The organism is Streptomyces sp. NPDC008313 (assembly GCF_042956125.1).
Lineage (GTDB): Bacteria > Actinomycetota > Actinomycetes > Streptomycetales > Streptomycetaceae > Streptomyces.
This window is the reverse complement of sequence record NZ_JBIBFR010000009.1, coordinates 74942-90035: the sequence shown is the minus strand read 5'-3', so window position 1 is coordinate 90035 and position 15094 is coordinate 74942. Positions and strand designations below refer to the sequence as shown.

Here is a 15094-nt window from a genome sequence, read left to right as displayed (position 1 = left end):
GGTGAACAGCCGTCTCGCACGCCACCCTCGCATCGCCCGCCTGCGCTCCCAGCGTGCCCTCGTCCCCGACCATGAGGCCATGGAGATCCTCGACGAGGTGGCCGCCTCCGGCCTGGTCGAGGAGATCCAACCGCTCGTCGCCCGTGGAACAGGCAGCCCTTGCACGCTTCCGGTCGAGGCCCTCCTGGTCGGCATGTGTCTGACCGCCGCACGCAACGGCGGCGTCATCCTCTTCACAGCTGTCACGGACCTGCTGTACTTCGCGCTCTCCGACAAGGTGCGCCAGCGCCTCGGCCTGCGGCGCTACCCCGATCACGACCGCGGCTTCGAGGCCGCCTACGCCGTCGTCCGCCGACGCATCCACAGCGTCCTCGACGCGATCGACCCGTCCCCACTGCCCAAGAACCACCGACTGGCTCGCCGCCACGCCGAGAAGCTCCTGGCCCAGGCCGACCCCGCCGAGCTCGCCCGCAAGCGCACGCTCATGCTCCGCGTGGCCAACATGATCCTCGCCATGTCCCTGCGCGAGGCCCTGCCCCTCCTGGAAGGCCACTGGGACGGCTCGGCATGCGTCGACGCCACCGTCGTCGGCACCTACGCCAAGGGCCTCGCCCCGAACAGCCCCGTCACCTCCACCGACCCCGACGCCGCCTGGTACGTCCGCACCGCCAAGCACAAGGACCCCCTCGCCCTCGACGACCTCGCCCCCGCCCAGCAGGACAAGAACGGCGCCAAACTCCGGAAGAAAACAGACCGGATCAAGAAGCGGCTGTTCGGCTACGACGCCTCGCTCGTCATCGCCCGCGACCCCGACCACGACGGCGTCCCGCTGCCCGACGGCTCCGCGAACCCCGACGTCGTCCCCGCACTGGTCATCGCCTTCTCCGTCGACAAGCCCAGCCTCCGTCCCGGCCAGGTCGCCGTCGAAGCCCTCCAGCAGGTCGACGACAGCCTCCCGCGTGGCTACCTGGCCGGTGACCGCGCCTACAACGACCAGAAACAGGAGAACTACCAGCTCCCCATCCGCGCCATGGGCTACGAGCCCGTCTACGACTACGCGAAGGACCAACTCGGCGTCCAGACCGACTTCGCCGGCGCCGAACTCGTCGAGGGCAACTGGTACTGCCCCTCCATGCCCCAGACCCTCAAGGACGCCACCAAGGACCTGATCGCCGAGAAGATCGACAAGCAGACCTGGATCGACCGCATCCGAGCCCGAGCCGCCTACCTCTTCATGCCCAAGCAGCGCCCCGACGCCGAAGGCCACCGCCGCGTCATGTGCCCGGCCGAAGCCAACCGCACCCAGTGCCCACTCAAGGAGCACACCCTCGGACGCGGCATCCACCTGCCCCTGGTCGACCCCGCCCCCAGCCCTACGGGCTCACCCCTGTGCTGCGTCCAGAAGACGGTCACGGTCCCGCCGGAAGCCGGCGCCAAGCTCTGGCAGCCCCTCCAGTACGGCTCCGAAGCCTGGCAACGCGTGTACTTCCGGCTCCGCAACAGCGTCGAAGGCATCAACGGCTACGCCAAGGACCCCCTCTACGAACGCCTCGAAGACGCCGGCACCCGCCGCATCCGCGGCATCGCCGCCCAGACCCTTCTGCTGGCCTTCCAACTGGCCCACGCCAACCGCCGCAAGCTCACCGCCTGGGCGAACTCCATCGCCCTCCACGGTGACCGGCCCCACCGCCGACCCACCCGCCGCCGCAAGACCAAGCCACTGGGCACCTGGACTCCCAAGGGCTACATCACCCAGCCCTGAGACCTTCCTCACAAGCCAGCAGTAGCCTGCGGCAAAACAACCTGCCCGCGGCAGAGCAACCGAAGATCCACACCTGAAAAAATCGGACCGCCGACGGCCCCAAGCCGTCGGCGGTCCATGTGTTTCTGGCCACACACAGAGGAACGGGCGGCATCGTGATCACGATGCCGCCCGTTCCGTCGGTGCAACTAGAGCACTTTCGTCGGTGCTCCCTGGTGCGCGAGGGGGGAGTTGAACCCCCACGCCCTTTCGGGCACTGGAACCTGAATCCAGCGCGTCTGCCTATTCCGCCACCCGCGCATTGGGTGTGTCCCCGGCTCCCTCACCGCGTGGTGCGAGCGCCTGTCGACATGCAGAAGATTAGCACGGTGGAGAGGGTGGATTCACATCCCTTTCGCCGGGCACCAGCGGGGCTGGGAAGCGGGCCGGACCGCGGCCCGCTCCGTCACCGCCCCACCGCCGACCTCGGCCGTCCGTGCGCCGGCCTCCCCCGCTCCCCGTGCTCCCAGCCTCCTTCTCCGCCCTGCCCTGCCGCCTCGCCCCTGCCCTCGGCAGCCGTCCCTCATCAGCCCCTGAGATCCCCGCCTCCCCGCGCCCCCGGGGTCCGTTCCGTCCGTCACACCCGGCCGCCCGCACACTCACCCCCGGTCCGCCCGTCACCCCCTCCCCACCCGCGGACCGCGCCCCACGCCTCACCCGTCCCGCACGCCCCTCGCGTCGCGGAGCACCACCCGTGTTCCAACCGTCTCGACGCCGACCGGTTCACGTATCAACCTCGTACCGGTCCAGGCCATCTCCCAAGGAGCAGGGCAAGGTGCACAGCCAGGTGCGGGACACTGGTCACCGGCCGCCTCTACGATCCTGGACAGGAGGAGTTCGAAGAGGTGCTCCGGAGGGAACCCCGGGAGGGGACTTCGGGCGGCGTCGACACCTGCCGACCGGGCCGACAGGGGGAACCAGCCGATTTCCCGACGCGTGGATACGATCAGTAAGCAGTACCAGGACGACGACTTAGGAGGAGGTGCCCCATGGGAGTCCTGAAGAAGTTCGAGCAGCGTCTCGAAGGTCTGGTCAACGGCACCTTCGCCAAGGTGTTCAAGTCCGAGGTGCAGCCCGTCGAGATCGCTGGCGCCCTGCAGCGCGAGTGCGACAACAACGCGACGATCTGGAACCGCGAGCGGACCGTCGTCCCCAACGACTTCATCGTGGAGCTCAGCGCGCCCGACTTCGAGCGCCTCAGCCCCTACTCCGGACAGCTCGGCGACGAGCTGGCCGGGATGGTCCGCGACTACGCCAAGCAGCAGCGCTACACCTTCATGGGCCCCATCAAGGTCCACCTGGAGAAGGCCGACGACCTCGACACCGGTCTGTACCGGGTGCGCAGCCGTACGCTCGCCTCCTCCACCAGCCAGGCCCCCGAGCGCGCCCCGGCGGGCCCCTCACCGATCCGCGGCCAGGGCGGTCAGGGCGGGTACGGCTATCCCCCGTCCGCCCAGCAAGCCGGCGCGCCTCCCATGCCTGCCACGCCGCCTCCCGGCGGCCGGCCGGGCCACTCGCCGGCGGCCCGTCCGCCCGCGGCGGGCCCGCAGCCGGGCGGACGCACGCGCCACTGGATCGAGATCAACGGCAACCGCCATCAGATCTCCCGCCCGACGCTGGTGCTGGGCCGCAGCACAGAAGCCGACGTGCGGATCGACGACCCCGGCGTATCCCGCCGGCACTGCGAGATCCGGACCGGAACGCCCTCGACGATCCAGGATCTCGGGTCCACCAACGGCATCGTGGTGGACGGGCAGCACACCACTCACGCTACGCTCCGCGACGGCTCGCGGATCGTCGTGGGCAGCACCACCATCATTTACCGGCAAGCCGAAGGGTGAAGCGGGGGCAATGTCAGAGCTGACCCTCACGGTCATGCGGCTGGGTTTCCTGGCCGTACTGTGGCTGTTCGTGATCGTGGCCGTGCAGGTCATCCGCAGCGACCTGTTCGGTACGCGTGTCACCCAGCGCGGCGCGCGCCGGGAGAGCGGACGGCCGCAGCAGGCCGCCCGCCAGCAGTCGGCGCCTCCGCAGCAGCGGCAGCAGCCGAGCGGCGGCGGCCGTCAGCGCCGGGGCGCCCCCACCAAGCTGGTCGTCTCCGAGGGCACCCTCACGGGCACCACCGTCGCCCTGCAGGGGCAGACGATCACGCTGGGCCGGGCGCACGACTCCACGATCGTGCTGGACGACGACTACGCGTCCAGCCGGCATGCCAGGATCTACCCGGACCGTGACGGCCAGTGGATCGTCGAGGATCTCGGGTCCACCAACGGCACGTACCTGGACCGGACCCGACTCACCACTCCTCAGCCGATCCCCCTCGGTGCGCCGATCCGCATCGGCAAGACCGTCATCGAGCTGCGGAAGTAGTGCTACGTCATGAATGAGCGCGAGCGGAGCGAGCACGCAGCGGCGGTCCACACGACGGGCCCCGGCGCGCTCCCGACCGGAGGGTGGGCACCGTGCGGATGTACCCGGAGCCGACGGGCGAGGTGCGCATGAGTCTGTCACTGCGCTTCGCCGCCGGATCGCACAAAGGCATGATCCGCGAGGGCAACGAGGACTCGGGCTACGCCGGTCCGCGGCTCCTCGCGATCGCCGACGGAATGGGCGGCCAGGCCGCCGGCGAGGTCGCCAGCTCCGAGGTGATCTCCACGATCGTCGCGCTCGACGACGACGTGCCCGGCTCCGACATCCTCACCTCCCTCGGCACCGCCGTGCAGCGCGCCAACGACCAGCTGCGCATGATGGTCGAGGAGGACCCGCAGCTGGAGGGCATGGGCACCACGCTCACCGCCCTGCTCTGGACCGGCCAGCGCCTCGGCCTCGTACACGTGGGCGACTCGCGCGCCTACCTGCTGCGGGACGGCGTCCTGACACAGATCACCCAGGACCACACCTGGGTGCAGCGCCTCGTCGACGAGGGACGCATCACCGAGGAAGAGGCCACCACCCACCCGCAGCGCTCCCTGCTGATGCGCGCGCTGGGCAGCGGCGAGCACGTCGAGCCCGACCTGTCGATCCGCGAGGTCCGGGCCGGTGACCGCTACCTGATCTGTTCCGACGGCCTGTCCGGCGTCGTGTCCCACCAGACCATGGAGGACACCCTCGCCAGCTACCAGGGGCCCCAGGAGACCGTCCAGGAGCTGATCCAGCTCGCCCTGCGCGGCGGCGGCCCCGACAACATCACCGTCATCGTCGCCGACGTCCTCGACATCGACAGCGGGGACACCCTCGCCGGGCAGCTCTCCGACACCCCCGTCGTCGTCGGAGCCGTCGCCGAGAACCAGCACCAGCTGCACGACAACGGCGCCATGCAGACCCCCGCCGGCCGCGCCTCCAGCCTCGGCCGCCAGGTCCCCGGACAGAGCCAGGGCGGCGGCGAGTTCGGCCCGCCCGGCAGCGGCGGCACCACCGGGTACGCGCCCGCCGGAAGCTTCGACGGCTACAGCGACGAGGACTTCGACAAGCCCCGTCCCGGCCGCAAGTGGCTCAAGCGGTCGCTGTACACCGCCCTGGCCCTCGCCGTCATCGGCGGCGGCCTGTACGGCGGCTACCGCTGGACGCAGACCCAGTACTACGTCGGCGCCAACGGCGAGCACGTCGCCCTCTACCGCGGCATCAGCCAGGACCTCGCCTGGGTCTCGCTGTCCGACGTGGAGAAGGACCACCCCGAGATCGAACTGAAGTACCTCCCGCCCTACCAGCAGAAGCAGGTCAAGGCGACGATCACGGAGGGCGGCCTCGACGCGGCCAAGTCGAAGATCGACGAACTCGCCGTCCAGGCGTCCGCGTGCGAGAAGCAGGCCCAGCGCCGCCGGGCCGAGAGCAAGAACAACGCCAAGACCGGCGAGGGAGAAGCCGGCGGGACCACGGGAACCACCAAGGCATCTCTGACGTCCAAGGCCACATCGACGCTGAGCCCGACCCCATCGGCGTCGCCGACCAAGTCCAAGACCGCACCCACTCCCACACCCGGCCCCAGCCTCTCCGAGGAAGAGCAGAAGCTGGTCTCGCTGTGCGGTAAGCAGTAAGCAGCCGTGAGGGGCCCCGCCACACCATGAGCAGTACGAACACGTCGACGCACCACACGTCCACGATCGGCTCCATCGGAGCGCCGAGCCGCCGCAACACCGAGCTGGCGCTCCTGGTGTTCGCCGTCGTCATCCCGGTGTTCGCCTACGCCAACGTGGGCCTCGCCATCAACGACACCGTCCCGCCAGGACTCCTCAGCTACGGCCTCGGCCTCGGGCTCCTCGCAGCCGTCGGCCACCTCGTCGTACGCAAGTTCGCGCCCTACGCGGACCCGCTGCTGCTGCCGCTGGCCACCCTCCTCAACGGACTCGGCCTGGTCATCATCTGGCGCCTCGACCAGTCGAAGCTGCTCCAGTCGATCCACCAGGCCGGCAGCGCCGCACCCCGCCAGCTGCTGTACACGGCGCTCGGTATCGCCCTGTTCGTCGCGGTGCTGATCTTCCTCAAGGACCACCGCGTCCTGCAGCGCTACACCTACATCTCCATGGTCGGCGCCCTGGTGCTCCTGCTGCTGCCGCTGGTACCCGGTCTCGGCGCGAACCTCTACGGTGCCAAGATCTGGATCTCGGTCGCCGGATTCTCCATCCAGCCCGGTGAGTTCGCGAAGATCGTGCTCGCGATCTTCTTCGCCGGCTACCTGATGGTGAAGCGGGACGCGCTGGCCCTCGCCAGCCGCCGCTTCATGGGCCTCTACCTGCCCCGCGGACGCGACCTCGGCCCGATCCTGGTCGTCTGGTTCATCTCGATCCTGATCCTGGTCTTCGAGACCGACCTCGGTACGTCGCTGCTGTTCTTCGGCATGTTCGTGATCATGCTGTACGTCGCCACCGAGCGGACCAGCTGGATCGTCTTCGGTCTGCTGATGTCCGCGGCCGGCGCGGTAGGCGTGGCCACGTTCGAACCGCACATCCAGACCCGTGTGCAGGCGTGGCTCGACCCGATGCACGAGTACGTGCTCAGCCAGCAGGGTGCCAGCGACGGCGTCGTCCACTCCGAGCAGGCCATGCAGGCCCTGTGGGCCTTCGGCTCCGGCGGCACCCTCGGCACCGGTCTCGGCCAGGGCCACTCCGACCTCATCCGCTTCGCCGCCAACTCCGACTTCATCCTCGCCACCTTCGGCGAGGAGCTGGGCCTGGCAGGCGTCATGGCGATCCTGCTGCTCTACGGCCTGATCGTCGAGCGCGGCATCCGCACCGCGCTCGCCGCCCGCGACCCCTTCGGCAAGCTCCTCGCCGTGGGTCTGTCCGGCGCCTTCGGCCTCCAGGTCTTCGTGGTCGCCGGCGGCGTCATGGGCCTGATCCCGCTGACCGGTATGACCATGCCGTTCCTGGCCTCCGGCGGCTCGTCCGTCATCGCCAACTGGGCCCTCATCGGCATCCTGATCAGAGTCAGCGACACCGCACGCCGCCCCGCGCCGGCACCCGCCCCGAACCCCGACGCCGAGATGACCCAGGTGGTCCGCCCGTGAACAAGCCCCTGCGCCGGATCGCGATCTTCTGCGGGCTGCTCGTCCTCGCCCTGCTCATCCGCGACAACTGGCTCCAGTACGTCCAGGCGGACACCCTCAAGTCCGACCCCAAGAACCGCCGCGTCTCCATCGCCCGCTACGCCACCCCGCGCGGCGACATCATCGTCGACGGGAAGTCGATCACCGGGTCCACCGAGACCAAGGGCGACGGCTTCAACGACTTCAAGTACAAGCGCACCTACAAGGACGGCGCCATGTGGTCGCCCGTCACCGGGTACGTCTCGCAGGCCTTCGGCGCCTCCCAGCTCGAGTCCATCGACGACGGCATCCTCACCGGCAACGACGACCGGCTCTTCTTCCGCAACACGCTCGACATGCTCACCGGCAAGAAGAAGCAGGGCGGCAACGTCGTCACCACCCTCAACGCCGACGCCCAGAAGGCCGCCTACGAAGGTCTGCTGAAGCAGGGCAAGGGCGCCGTCGCCGCCATCGACCCCGAGACCGGCGCGATCCTGGCCCTCGCCTCCACGCCCTCGTACGACCCCTCGACGTTCGCCGGGAACTCGACGAACACCGACGGCAAGGCCTGGAACAAGCTGCAGAAGAAGAACAACCCCGACGACCCGATGCTCAACCGGGCGCTGCGCCAGACCTACCCGCCCGGCTCCACCTTCAAGGTCGTCACCGCCGCCGCCGCGCTCGAGAACGACCTGTACTCGTCGGCCGACGAGAAGACCAAGTCCCCGCTGCCCTACACGCTGCCGGGCACCAGCACCGAGCTGAAGAACGAGGGCAACATCCCCTGCAAGAACGCCACCCTCCGCGAGGCGCTGCGCGTGTCCTGCAACACGGTCTTCGGCAAGATCGGCGCCGACCTCGGCAAGGAGAAGATGCAGGAGGAGGCCGAGAAGTTCGGCTTCAACTCCGAGCAGTTCGTCCCGGTGCGCTCCAACGCCTCCGTCTTCCCGGAGAAGGCGGACAAGCCGCAGACCGCGCTCAGCTCCATCGGCCAGTTCGAGACCGCCGCGACCCCGCTGCAGATGGCCATGGTCGCCTCGGCCGTCGCCAACGACGGCACGCTCATGAAGCCGTACATGGTCGACAAGCTGCAGGCCCCGAACCTGGACGTCATCGAGCAGACCGACCCCGAGGAGATGAGCGAGCCGCTCTCCAAGGACAACGCCCAGATCATTCAGTCGATCATGGAAACGGTCGTCGAGAAGGGCACGGGCACCCAGGCCAAGATCCCCGGCGTCACCGTCGGCGGCAAGACCGGAACCGCCCAGCACGGCGTCGCCAACAGCGAGAACCCGTACGCCTGGTTCATCTCCTACGCCAAGGCGTCCGACGGCAGCTCCCCGGTCGCCGTCGCCGTGGTCGTGGAGGACGAGGGCGCCAACCGTGACGACATCTCCGGCGGCGGCCTCGCGGCCCCCATCGCGAGGGCTGTGATGAAGGCAGTGATCGACAGCAAGAAGTGACCCCCATCACGCCCCCTTCACATCGGTGCACGTTGCGATACCGGTCCTGTATCGGGTGACGGGCTTGGCCAGGTCACAGAACGCGAGCCGGGTACGGTATGCCCGGACAGCACACCGACGGACCACACACGGTGCGGTCGGGACCGACGGAGAGGGCTGGTAGGTAGCTATGGAAGAGCCGCGTCGCCTCGGCGGCCGGTACGAGCTGGGCCAGGTGCTCGGCCGTGGTGGCATGGCGGAGGTACACCTCGCCCATGACACCCGGCTCGGCCGCACCGTGGCGGTGAAGACGCTGCGCGCCGACCTCGCGCGCGACCCTTCCTTCCAGGCCCGGTTCCGCCGGGAGGCCCAGTCGGCCGCCTCGCTCAACCATCCCGCGATCGTCGCCGTGTACGACACCGGCGAGGACTACATCGAGGGCATCTCCATCCCGTACATCGTGATGGAGTACGTCGACGGGTCCACGCTGCGTGAGCTGCTGCACTCCGGACGGAAGCTGCTGCCCGAGCGGTCGATGGAGATGACCATCGGCATCCTCCAGGCCCTGGAGTACTCGCACCGCAGCGGCATCGTCCACCGGGACATCAAGCCGGCCAACGTGATGCTGACCCGCAACGGCCAGGTCAAGGTCATGGACTTCGGCATCGCCCGCGCCATGGGCGACTCCGGCATGACGATGACCCAGACGGCCGCCGTGATCGGCACCGCCCAGTACCTGTCACCGGAGCAGGCCAAGGGCGAGCAGGTCGACGCGCGTTCCGACCTGTACTCGACCGGCTGCCTCCTGTACGAGCTGCTGACCGTCCGGCCGCCGTTCGTGGGCGACTCCCCGGTCGCGGTCGCCTACCAGCACGTGCGCGAGGAGCCGCAGCCACCGAGCGTCTTCGACCCCGAGATCACGCCCGCGATGGACGCCATCGTCCTCAAGGCGCTGACCAAGGACCCCGACTACCGCTACCAGTCCGCCGACGAGATGCGCGCCGACATCGAGGCCTGCCTCGACGGCCAGCCCGTCGCGGCCACCGCGGCCATGGGAGCGGTCGGCTACGGCGGCTACCCCGACGACCAGCCCACCACGGCCATGCGTCCCACCGACGCGCAGGCCACCTCGATGCTGCCCCCGATGAACCCGGACGACGGCGGCTACGGCTACGACGACCGCCCGGACCGCCGCCGCCAGAAGAAGAACAACACCTCGACGATATTGCTCGTCGTGGCCGGCCTCCTGGTGCTCGTCGGCGCCGTCCTCATCGGCAAGTGGGCCTTCGGCGGCGGCGGCGCCGGTGACGACACCTTCGCCGCACCGAACTTCGTGGGCCAGCCCCTGGCGGACGCCCAGCAGCGCGCCGACAACCGTGAGCTGAAACTGACGGTCACGAAGAAGCCCTGCGAGGACCAGAAGCGGGGCAACGTCTGCTCGCAGGACCCCAAGCCCAAGAGCGACGTCAAGAAGGGCGACACCATCAACCTGGTGGTGTCCACGGGGGCGCCGAAGGTCGCGGTCCCGAACGTCATCAACGACGACATCGACAAGGCCAGGTCGAAGCTCGAGGGCGAGGACTACGAGTTCAACGTCGAGACCGAGACCAAGGAGTCCCCCGAGGACGCGGGCACCGTTCTCGACCAGGACCCGACCGCCGGCAAGGAAGTCGAAAAGGGCTCCACGATCACCCTCACCATCGCCAAGGCCGAGGAGAAGACCACGGTTCCGGACGTGTCCGGCAAGACCTGTGACGAGGCCAAGGCGCAGATGGAGAGCAACGACCTCACCGGCGTCTGCTCCGAGGTCGAGACCGACGACCCGAACAAGGTCGGCAAGGTCATCCAGACGACCCCGGCCGCCGGCACCCCGGCCGAGCCGAACTCCACGGTGACCATCCAGATCGGCAAGGCCAAGGCCCAGGAGAAGGTCACCGTGCCCAACCTGGCCCCCCAGCGCCTCAAGGACGCCAGGAGGGCCCTGGAGGCGGCCGGTCTGACCGTGGGCAACATCAACGGCTCACAGGACGACAACGCCATCGTGACCGGATCCAACCCCGGCGCCGGAAGCTCTGTCGACAAGGGCTCCGCGGTCGACCTGAACACCGTCGGTGGCCAGGGCGGCAACAACGGCGGTGGCGACGGAGGAACCTTCTTCGGAGGAGTCACGGGCACCTCGTCCCGCACGGACGACTGAGCACCGGCTCCTCCCGCAGCACCCCGGAACCCCGGCGCCCGCACAGGGCGCCGGGGTTCCGCCGTTCGTCACGCGGCGGGCACGGGTGCGGGGCCGGGGCGCGGGGGCACGGGTGCGGGGCCGGGCGCGGGGGGCACGGGGCGGGGCCGGGGCCTACCTGCAGGGGCCCCTCAGCGCCTCTGAAGGAGCGCTACCGCAGTTCCGGCGGCGGAGTCCGGTCGCTGTCGACCTTCTCGACCCGCTCCAGCTCGCCCCACACGACGTACCGGTAGCGGGACGTGTACACCGGCGTGCACGTCGTCAGGGTGATGTAACGGCCCGCCTTCTTCCTGCCGGACCCCTCGGGCACCGGCTGGAGGACCTTGACGTTGAACTTCGAGGTCTCGGGAAGGGTGGCGAAGACCTTGTAGACGTACCAGTCGTCCTTCGTCTCGAAGACGATCGGGTCGCCCTTCTCCAGCTTGTCGATGTTGTGGAACTTGGCACCGTGTCCGTCACGGTGCGCGGCCAGGCTGAAGTTCCCCGACTTGTCCTGAGGGAGGGCGGCCTTCACGGGGTCCGTGTAGTAGCCGGCGACACCGTGGTTGAGGATCTTCGTGGAGGTGCCCTTCCTGACCAGCACCTCGCCGTTCTTCATGGCGGGCACGTGCAGGAAGCCGATGCCGTCCTTGGTGTCCAGGGCGCCGGGGCCGCTTTGGGCCCAGTGGTCGCGGACCTTGTCGCCCTGCTTGTGGGCCTCCCGGTCCGCGACGACGTTCGTCCACCACAGCGAGTAGACGACGAACAGACCGAGCACCAGGCCCGCGGTGATGAGGAGTTCTCCCAGGACGCTGACCGCCGTCGCGATCCTGCGCCGCGCGCGGCGTCGCGGGGCACGCGCCCCGGATTCCGGTTCGGTGCGCTCGTCGTGGTCGGTCGTCGCTGCCACTGCATCTGCCCCGTCTGTCTTCAACTGTTCTCGGTGGCCCTTCGCCCCAGGTCCTGTCGGCCTAGTGGACGAGCGCATCCGGTTTGCCCTTGCTGCGCGGCCGTTCCTCGACCATCTTGCCCCACACGATCATCCGGTACTTGCTGGTGAATTCCGGGGTGCAGGTGGTCAGCGTGATGTAGCGGCCCGGCTTCGTGAACCCCGACCCCTTGGGCACGGCGTCCAGCACACTCGTGTTGCTCGGAGGCGTCACCGGAAGGATCGAGGTCATCTCGTAGACGTAGTACGTGTCCTGCGTCTCGACCACGATCCGGTCACCGGGCTTGAGGCGGTTGATGTACCGGAACGGCTCGCCGTGCGTGTTGCGGTGACCCGCGAGACCGAAGTTGCCCGTCTTCGCGTCGGGCATCGCCGTCTTCACGCTGTCCTCGTCGTAGTGGCCGACCATGCCCCGGTCGAGCACCTTGGACTTGCTGATGCCCTCGGCGATCGGTGTCACCACGTCCAGCTTCGGAATGTGCAGGATGGCGAAGCCCTGCCCCGGCGCGAACGCGTCCGGCTTCCGCTTCCCCGCCTCCCAGTCCTCCTGCAGATGGTGCGCCGCGCTGCCCGCCTGCTGGTGTGCCCGGATGTTCGACCACCACAGCTGGTACGTCACGAACAGCAGCATCAGCACACCGGCGGTGATGAACACCTCGCCGATCACCCGGCTCACGATGACCGCGGCTCCCGGCTTGCGCGCCCGCGCGGCCCGCCGTGCCTCGACCCGCGAGAGCGGCGCCTGCGAAGACCCGTTCGGCTGGTCCGCGGGCCCCCCGGCGGCCTCCTGCGCGCCGGTGTGCCGTCCATGGCGCCGGGATGCCTTGCGGCGGGCCGCACGGCCTCCCGCGGCCGGCCCGGTCGCGCCGGCGGCCCCCTCCTCGTCCTTCGCCCCGGCCGCCTCGCGGACCTCGGCGATCCGGAGGGCCACCGTCTCGTCGTCCACCGGCACGGGCAGCGGCTCGGCGGGCGGTGCGGGCTCGGCGTACGCGGGCTGCTGGGCCCCGTACGGCGGCTGCTCGGTCTCGTGGACCTGCCGGTGCCGCCCGGAGCCGTAGGAGGCCGCCCCGGGCCGCCCCGGGGCCCCTGGGGGGCCTGCCGCGCCCGGTGTCGCCCCGTGCCGGTCCGGCGCGTCGCCCTCCGGGGTGTACCAGCCCTGATCGCCCGGCGCCGCGACGGGTGCCGCCGGCTGCCGCGTGCCCGGCAGGGGGTCGGTCAGCGGGTCCGCGAGTCGGTCCACCGCGGCCTCGAACGCGCCGGGAACCCCGTACGGCTGCTGCCCGTACGAGGACCCGTCTTCTCCGGCGTCTCCGAAGGCGGAGCCGGATTCGCGCTCGGGGCGCAGCGCGGTCACGCCGTGGACCTGCCCACCACCGGGGCGAGCCCCGCCGACCTCGCCACGGCACCTTCGTCGCCGCACTCCACCAGCCAGTTGGCGAGCATCCGGTGCCCGTGCTCGGTCAGCACCGACTCCGGATGGAACTGCACGCCCTCGACCGGAAGTTCACGGTGCCTCAGTCCCATCACGATGCCGTCCCGCGTCCGTGCGGTGACCTCCAGCTCGGCCGGGACGGTCGCGGGCTCGGCGGCCAGCGAGTGGTAGCGCGTCGCGGTGAACGGTGTCGGCAGTCCCGCGAAGACGCCTCCGCCCCCGTGCTCGACCAGTGAGGTCTTGCCGTGCAGCAACTCGGGGGCGCGGTCGACGACGCCGCCGTACGCCACCTGCATCGACTGCATCCCGAGACAGACGCCGAAGACGGGCACGCCGGTGCCCGCGCAGTGCCGGACCATGTCGACGCAGACGCCCGCCTGCTCGGGGGTTCCGGGCCCGGGGGAGAGCAGCACGCCGTCGAAGCCGTCCTGGGCGTGCGCTGTCGACACCTCGTCGTTGCGCAGCACCTCGCACTCCGCGCCCAGCTGGTACAGGTACTGGACCAGGTTGAACACGAAGCTGTCGTAGTTGTCGACGACGAGAATCCGGGCGGTCACTGGTCGTCCACCGTCACATCGTTGAAGGGCAGCAGGGGTTCGGCCCACGGGAAGACGTACTGGAAGAGCACATAGACCACCGCGAGGGCGAGCACGAGCGAGATCAACGCCCGCACCCATGCGTTTCCCGGCAGATGCCGCCAGATCCAGCCGTACATGCCGTCCCTTCCGTCGCACCACGGCACCCGAGCCACGCGTCGCACACCGGACTCACGCCGTACGGCACCAGACTAACGGCGCGACGCCTCCGGTTTCCCGGCCTCCGAAGGCTGGGTCGGGTCAAGGTTCCACGTGAAACATCGGCCCCGGACCGCCGCGTGCGCTCCGACCGGCGGCTCTGCTACTCCACGGGCTTCGCGTAGTGGAGGTCGACGGTGCCCGAGTAACCGGGGAGCGTCACCTTCCCGTCCTCCTCGACCTTCCAGCCGAGTCCGTAGACGTTGACGTAGACCATGTAGTTCTGGATCGCCGGGGAGGCGGCCAACGCCTTCTGCAGCTTCTCCGGGGCACCGACGGCGGTGATCTTGTACGGGGGTGAGTAGACGCGGCCCTGAAGGATCAGCGTGTTGCCGACGCAGCGCACGGCACTGGTCGAGATCAGCCGCTGGTCCATCACCTTGATGCCCCGGGCGCCGCCCTCCCACAGGGCGTTCACCACCGCCTGCAGGTCCTGCTGGTGGATGACCAGGTAGTCGGGCTGCGGTTCGGGGTAGCCGGGCAGCTTCGCGGTGGCGTTCGGCGGAGCGTCGTCGAGCGTGACCGACACGGCCTGGCCCTTGAGTTTCTGGGTGCCCGCGTTCTTCTCCAGCGCCGACAGCTTGGCGTCCTCGGCCTTGGTACTGCCGTCGTCCCGCTCCGCGAGTGATTCGACGTCGTCGCGCAGCGCGCCGTTCGTCTCGTCCAGCTCGCCGTTCTTGTGACTGCGTTCCTGAATGAGGTCCGAAAGCTTCAGCAAAGAGGCGTCCGTACGGATATTGGTGCCCTTGGCCGTGTTGAAGCTGGTGAAGAAAATCAGGCCGGCCAGCGCGAAGACGGCGACCGTGAGCACCCGCACCGGCGGAAAGCGCCGCATACGGGGAGGGGTGGTACCCGTCCCGGGGGAGTCGGCAGAATTGCTCAACGTACCCTTATCTCCTTCAGCGCCGCGGAAGCACTACGCTAACGGACGCCCGGGGGA

General features: G+C 69.4%; 12 protein-coding genes and 1 tRNA gene. 7 read left to right on the top strand and 6 right to left on the bottom strand.

From position 1 onward, the window contains the following. Position 1: 1 nt before the first annotated feature. Complete coding sequence (locus ACFY93_RS14060; protein ID WP_391357578.1) at positions 2 to 1762, top strand: hypothetical protein; 1761 nt, start codon at positions 2 to 4, stop codon at positions 1760 to 1762. 213 nt (positions 1763 to 1975) lie between these two features. On the opposite strand, the gene ACFY93_RS14055 is transcribed toward ACFY93_RS14060, so the two are convergent. Further along, positions 1976 to 2062 (bottom strand) — tRNA-Leu (locus ACFY93_RS14055). 728 nt (positions 2063 to 2790) lie between these two features. On the opposite strand from ACFY93_RS14055, the gene ACFY93_RS14050 reads away from it, so the two are divergent. The 6 genes from ACFY93_RS14050 to pknB all read left to right on the top strand — a co-directional run bounded on the left by ACFY93_RS14050 (position 2791) and on the right by pknB (position 10961). Further along, the gene (locus ACFY93_RS14050; protein ID WP_391357575.1) at positions 2791 to 3642 is read left to right on the top strand and encodes an FhaA domain-containing protein; all 852 of its coding nucleotides are present in this window, start codon (positions 2791 to 2793) and stop codon (positions 3640 to 3642) included. Positions 3643 to 3652: 10 nt separating this feature from the next. Beyond that, the gene (locus ACFY93_RS14045; RefSeq protein ID WP_391357572.1) at positions 3653 to 4171 is read left to right on the top strand and encodes an FHA domain-containing protein; all 519 of its coding nucleotides are present in this window, start codon (positions 3653 to 3655) and stop codon (positions 4169 to 4171) included. Between the two features lie 128 nt (positions 4172 to 4299). Then, positions 4300 to 5835 (top strand): Stp1/IreP family PP2C-type Ser/Thr phosphatase, encoded by a 1536-nt coding sequence (locus tag ACFY93_RS14040; protein ID WP_391357569.1) that lies wholly within the window; start codon positions 4300 to 4302, stop codon positions 5833 to 5835. A gap of 26 nt (positions 5836 to 5861) precedes the next feature. Beyond that, positions 5862 to 7304, top strand: coding sequence for an FtsW/RodA/SpoVE family cell cycle protein (locus ACFY93_RS14035; protein ID WP_391357567.1), 1443 nt, complete (start codon positions 5862 to 5864; stop codon positions 7302 to 7304). Beyond that, positions 7301 to 8785 carry a penicillin-binding transpeptidase domain-containing protein gene (locus tag ACFY93_RS14030; protein WP_391357564.1) on the top strand — a complete coding sequence of 495 codons (1485 nt, stop codon included), beginning with the start codon at positions 7301 to 7303 and terminating at the stop codon, positions 8783 to 8785. Before ACFY93_RS14035 ends, ACFY93_RS14030 begins: the two co-directional genes overlap by 4 nt. A gap of 169 nt (positions 8786 to 8954) precedes the next feature. Continuing rightward, positions 8955 to 10961, top strand: a complete 2007-nt coding sequence (gene pknB / locus ACFY93_RS14025) for a Stk1 family PASTA domain-containing Ser/Thr kinase (protein ID WP_391357562.1) — start codon at positions 8955 to 8957, stop codon at positions 10959 to 10961. A gap of 190 nt (positions 10962 to 11151) precedes the next feature. Here the strand turns inward: pknB and ACFY93_RS14020 are convergent, their stop codons facing one another. From ACFY93_RS14020 to ACFY93_RS14000, 5 genes are all read right to left on the bottom strand, one after another. After that, on the bottom strand, positions 11152 to 11889 hold the full coding sequence (locus ACFY93_RS14020; RefSeq protein ID WP_391357559.1) for a class E sortase: 738 nt from the start codon (positions 11887 to 11889) through the stop codon (positions 11152 to 11154). 61 nt (positions 11890 to 11950) lie between these two features. Further along, positions 11951 to 13282, bottom strand: coding sequence for a class E sortase (locus ACFY93_RS14015; protein WP_391357556.1), 1332 nt, complete (start codon positions 13280 to 13282; stop codon positions 11951 to 11953). Continuing rightward, positions 13279 to 13917, bottom strand: a complete 639-nt coding sequence (locus tag ACFY93_RS14010) for an aminodeoxychorismate/anthranilate synthase component II (protein WP_391357553.1) — start codon at positions 13915 to 13917, stop codon at positions 13279 to 13281. The genes ACFY93_RS14015 and ACFY93_RS14010 overlap by 4 nt, the downstream gene beginning before the upstream one ends. Beyond that, the gene (locus tag ACFY93_RS14005) at positions 13914 to 14075 is read right to left on the bottom strand and encodes a hypothetical protein (RefSeq protein WP_391357551.1); all 162 of its coding nucleotides are present in this window, start codon (positions 14073 to 14075) and stop codon (positions 13914 to 13916) included. Before ACFY93_RS14005 ends, ACFY93_RS14010 begins: the two co-directional genes overlap by 4 nt. Before the next feature lie 182 nt (positions 14076 to 14257). Further along, positions 14258 to 15037, bottom strand: a complete 780-nt coding sequence (locus ACFY93_RS14000) for a DUF881 domain-containing protein (RefSeq protein ID WP_391357548.1) — start codon at positions 15035 to 15037, stop codon at positions 14258 to 14260. Positions 15038 to 15094 lie beyond the last annotated feature (57 nt).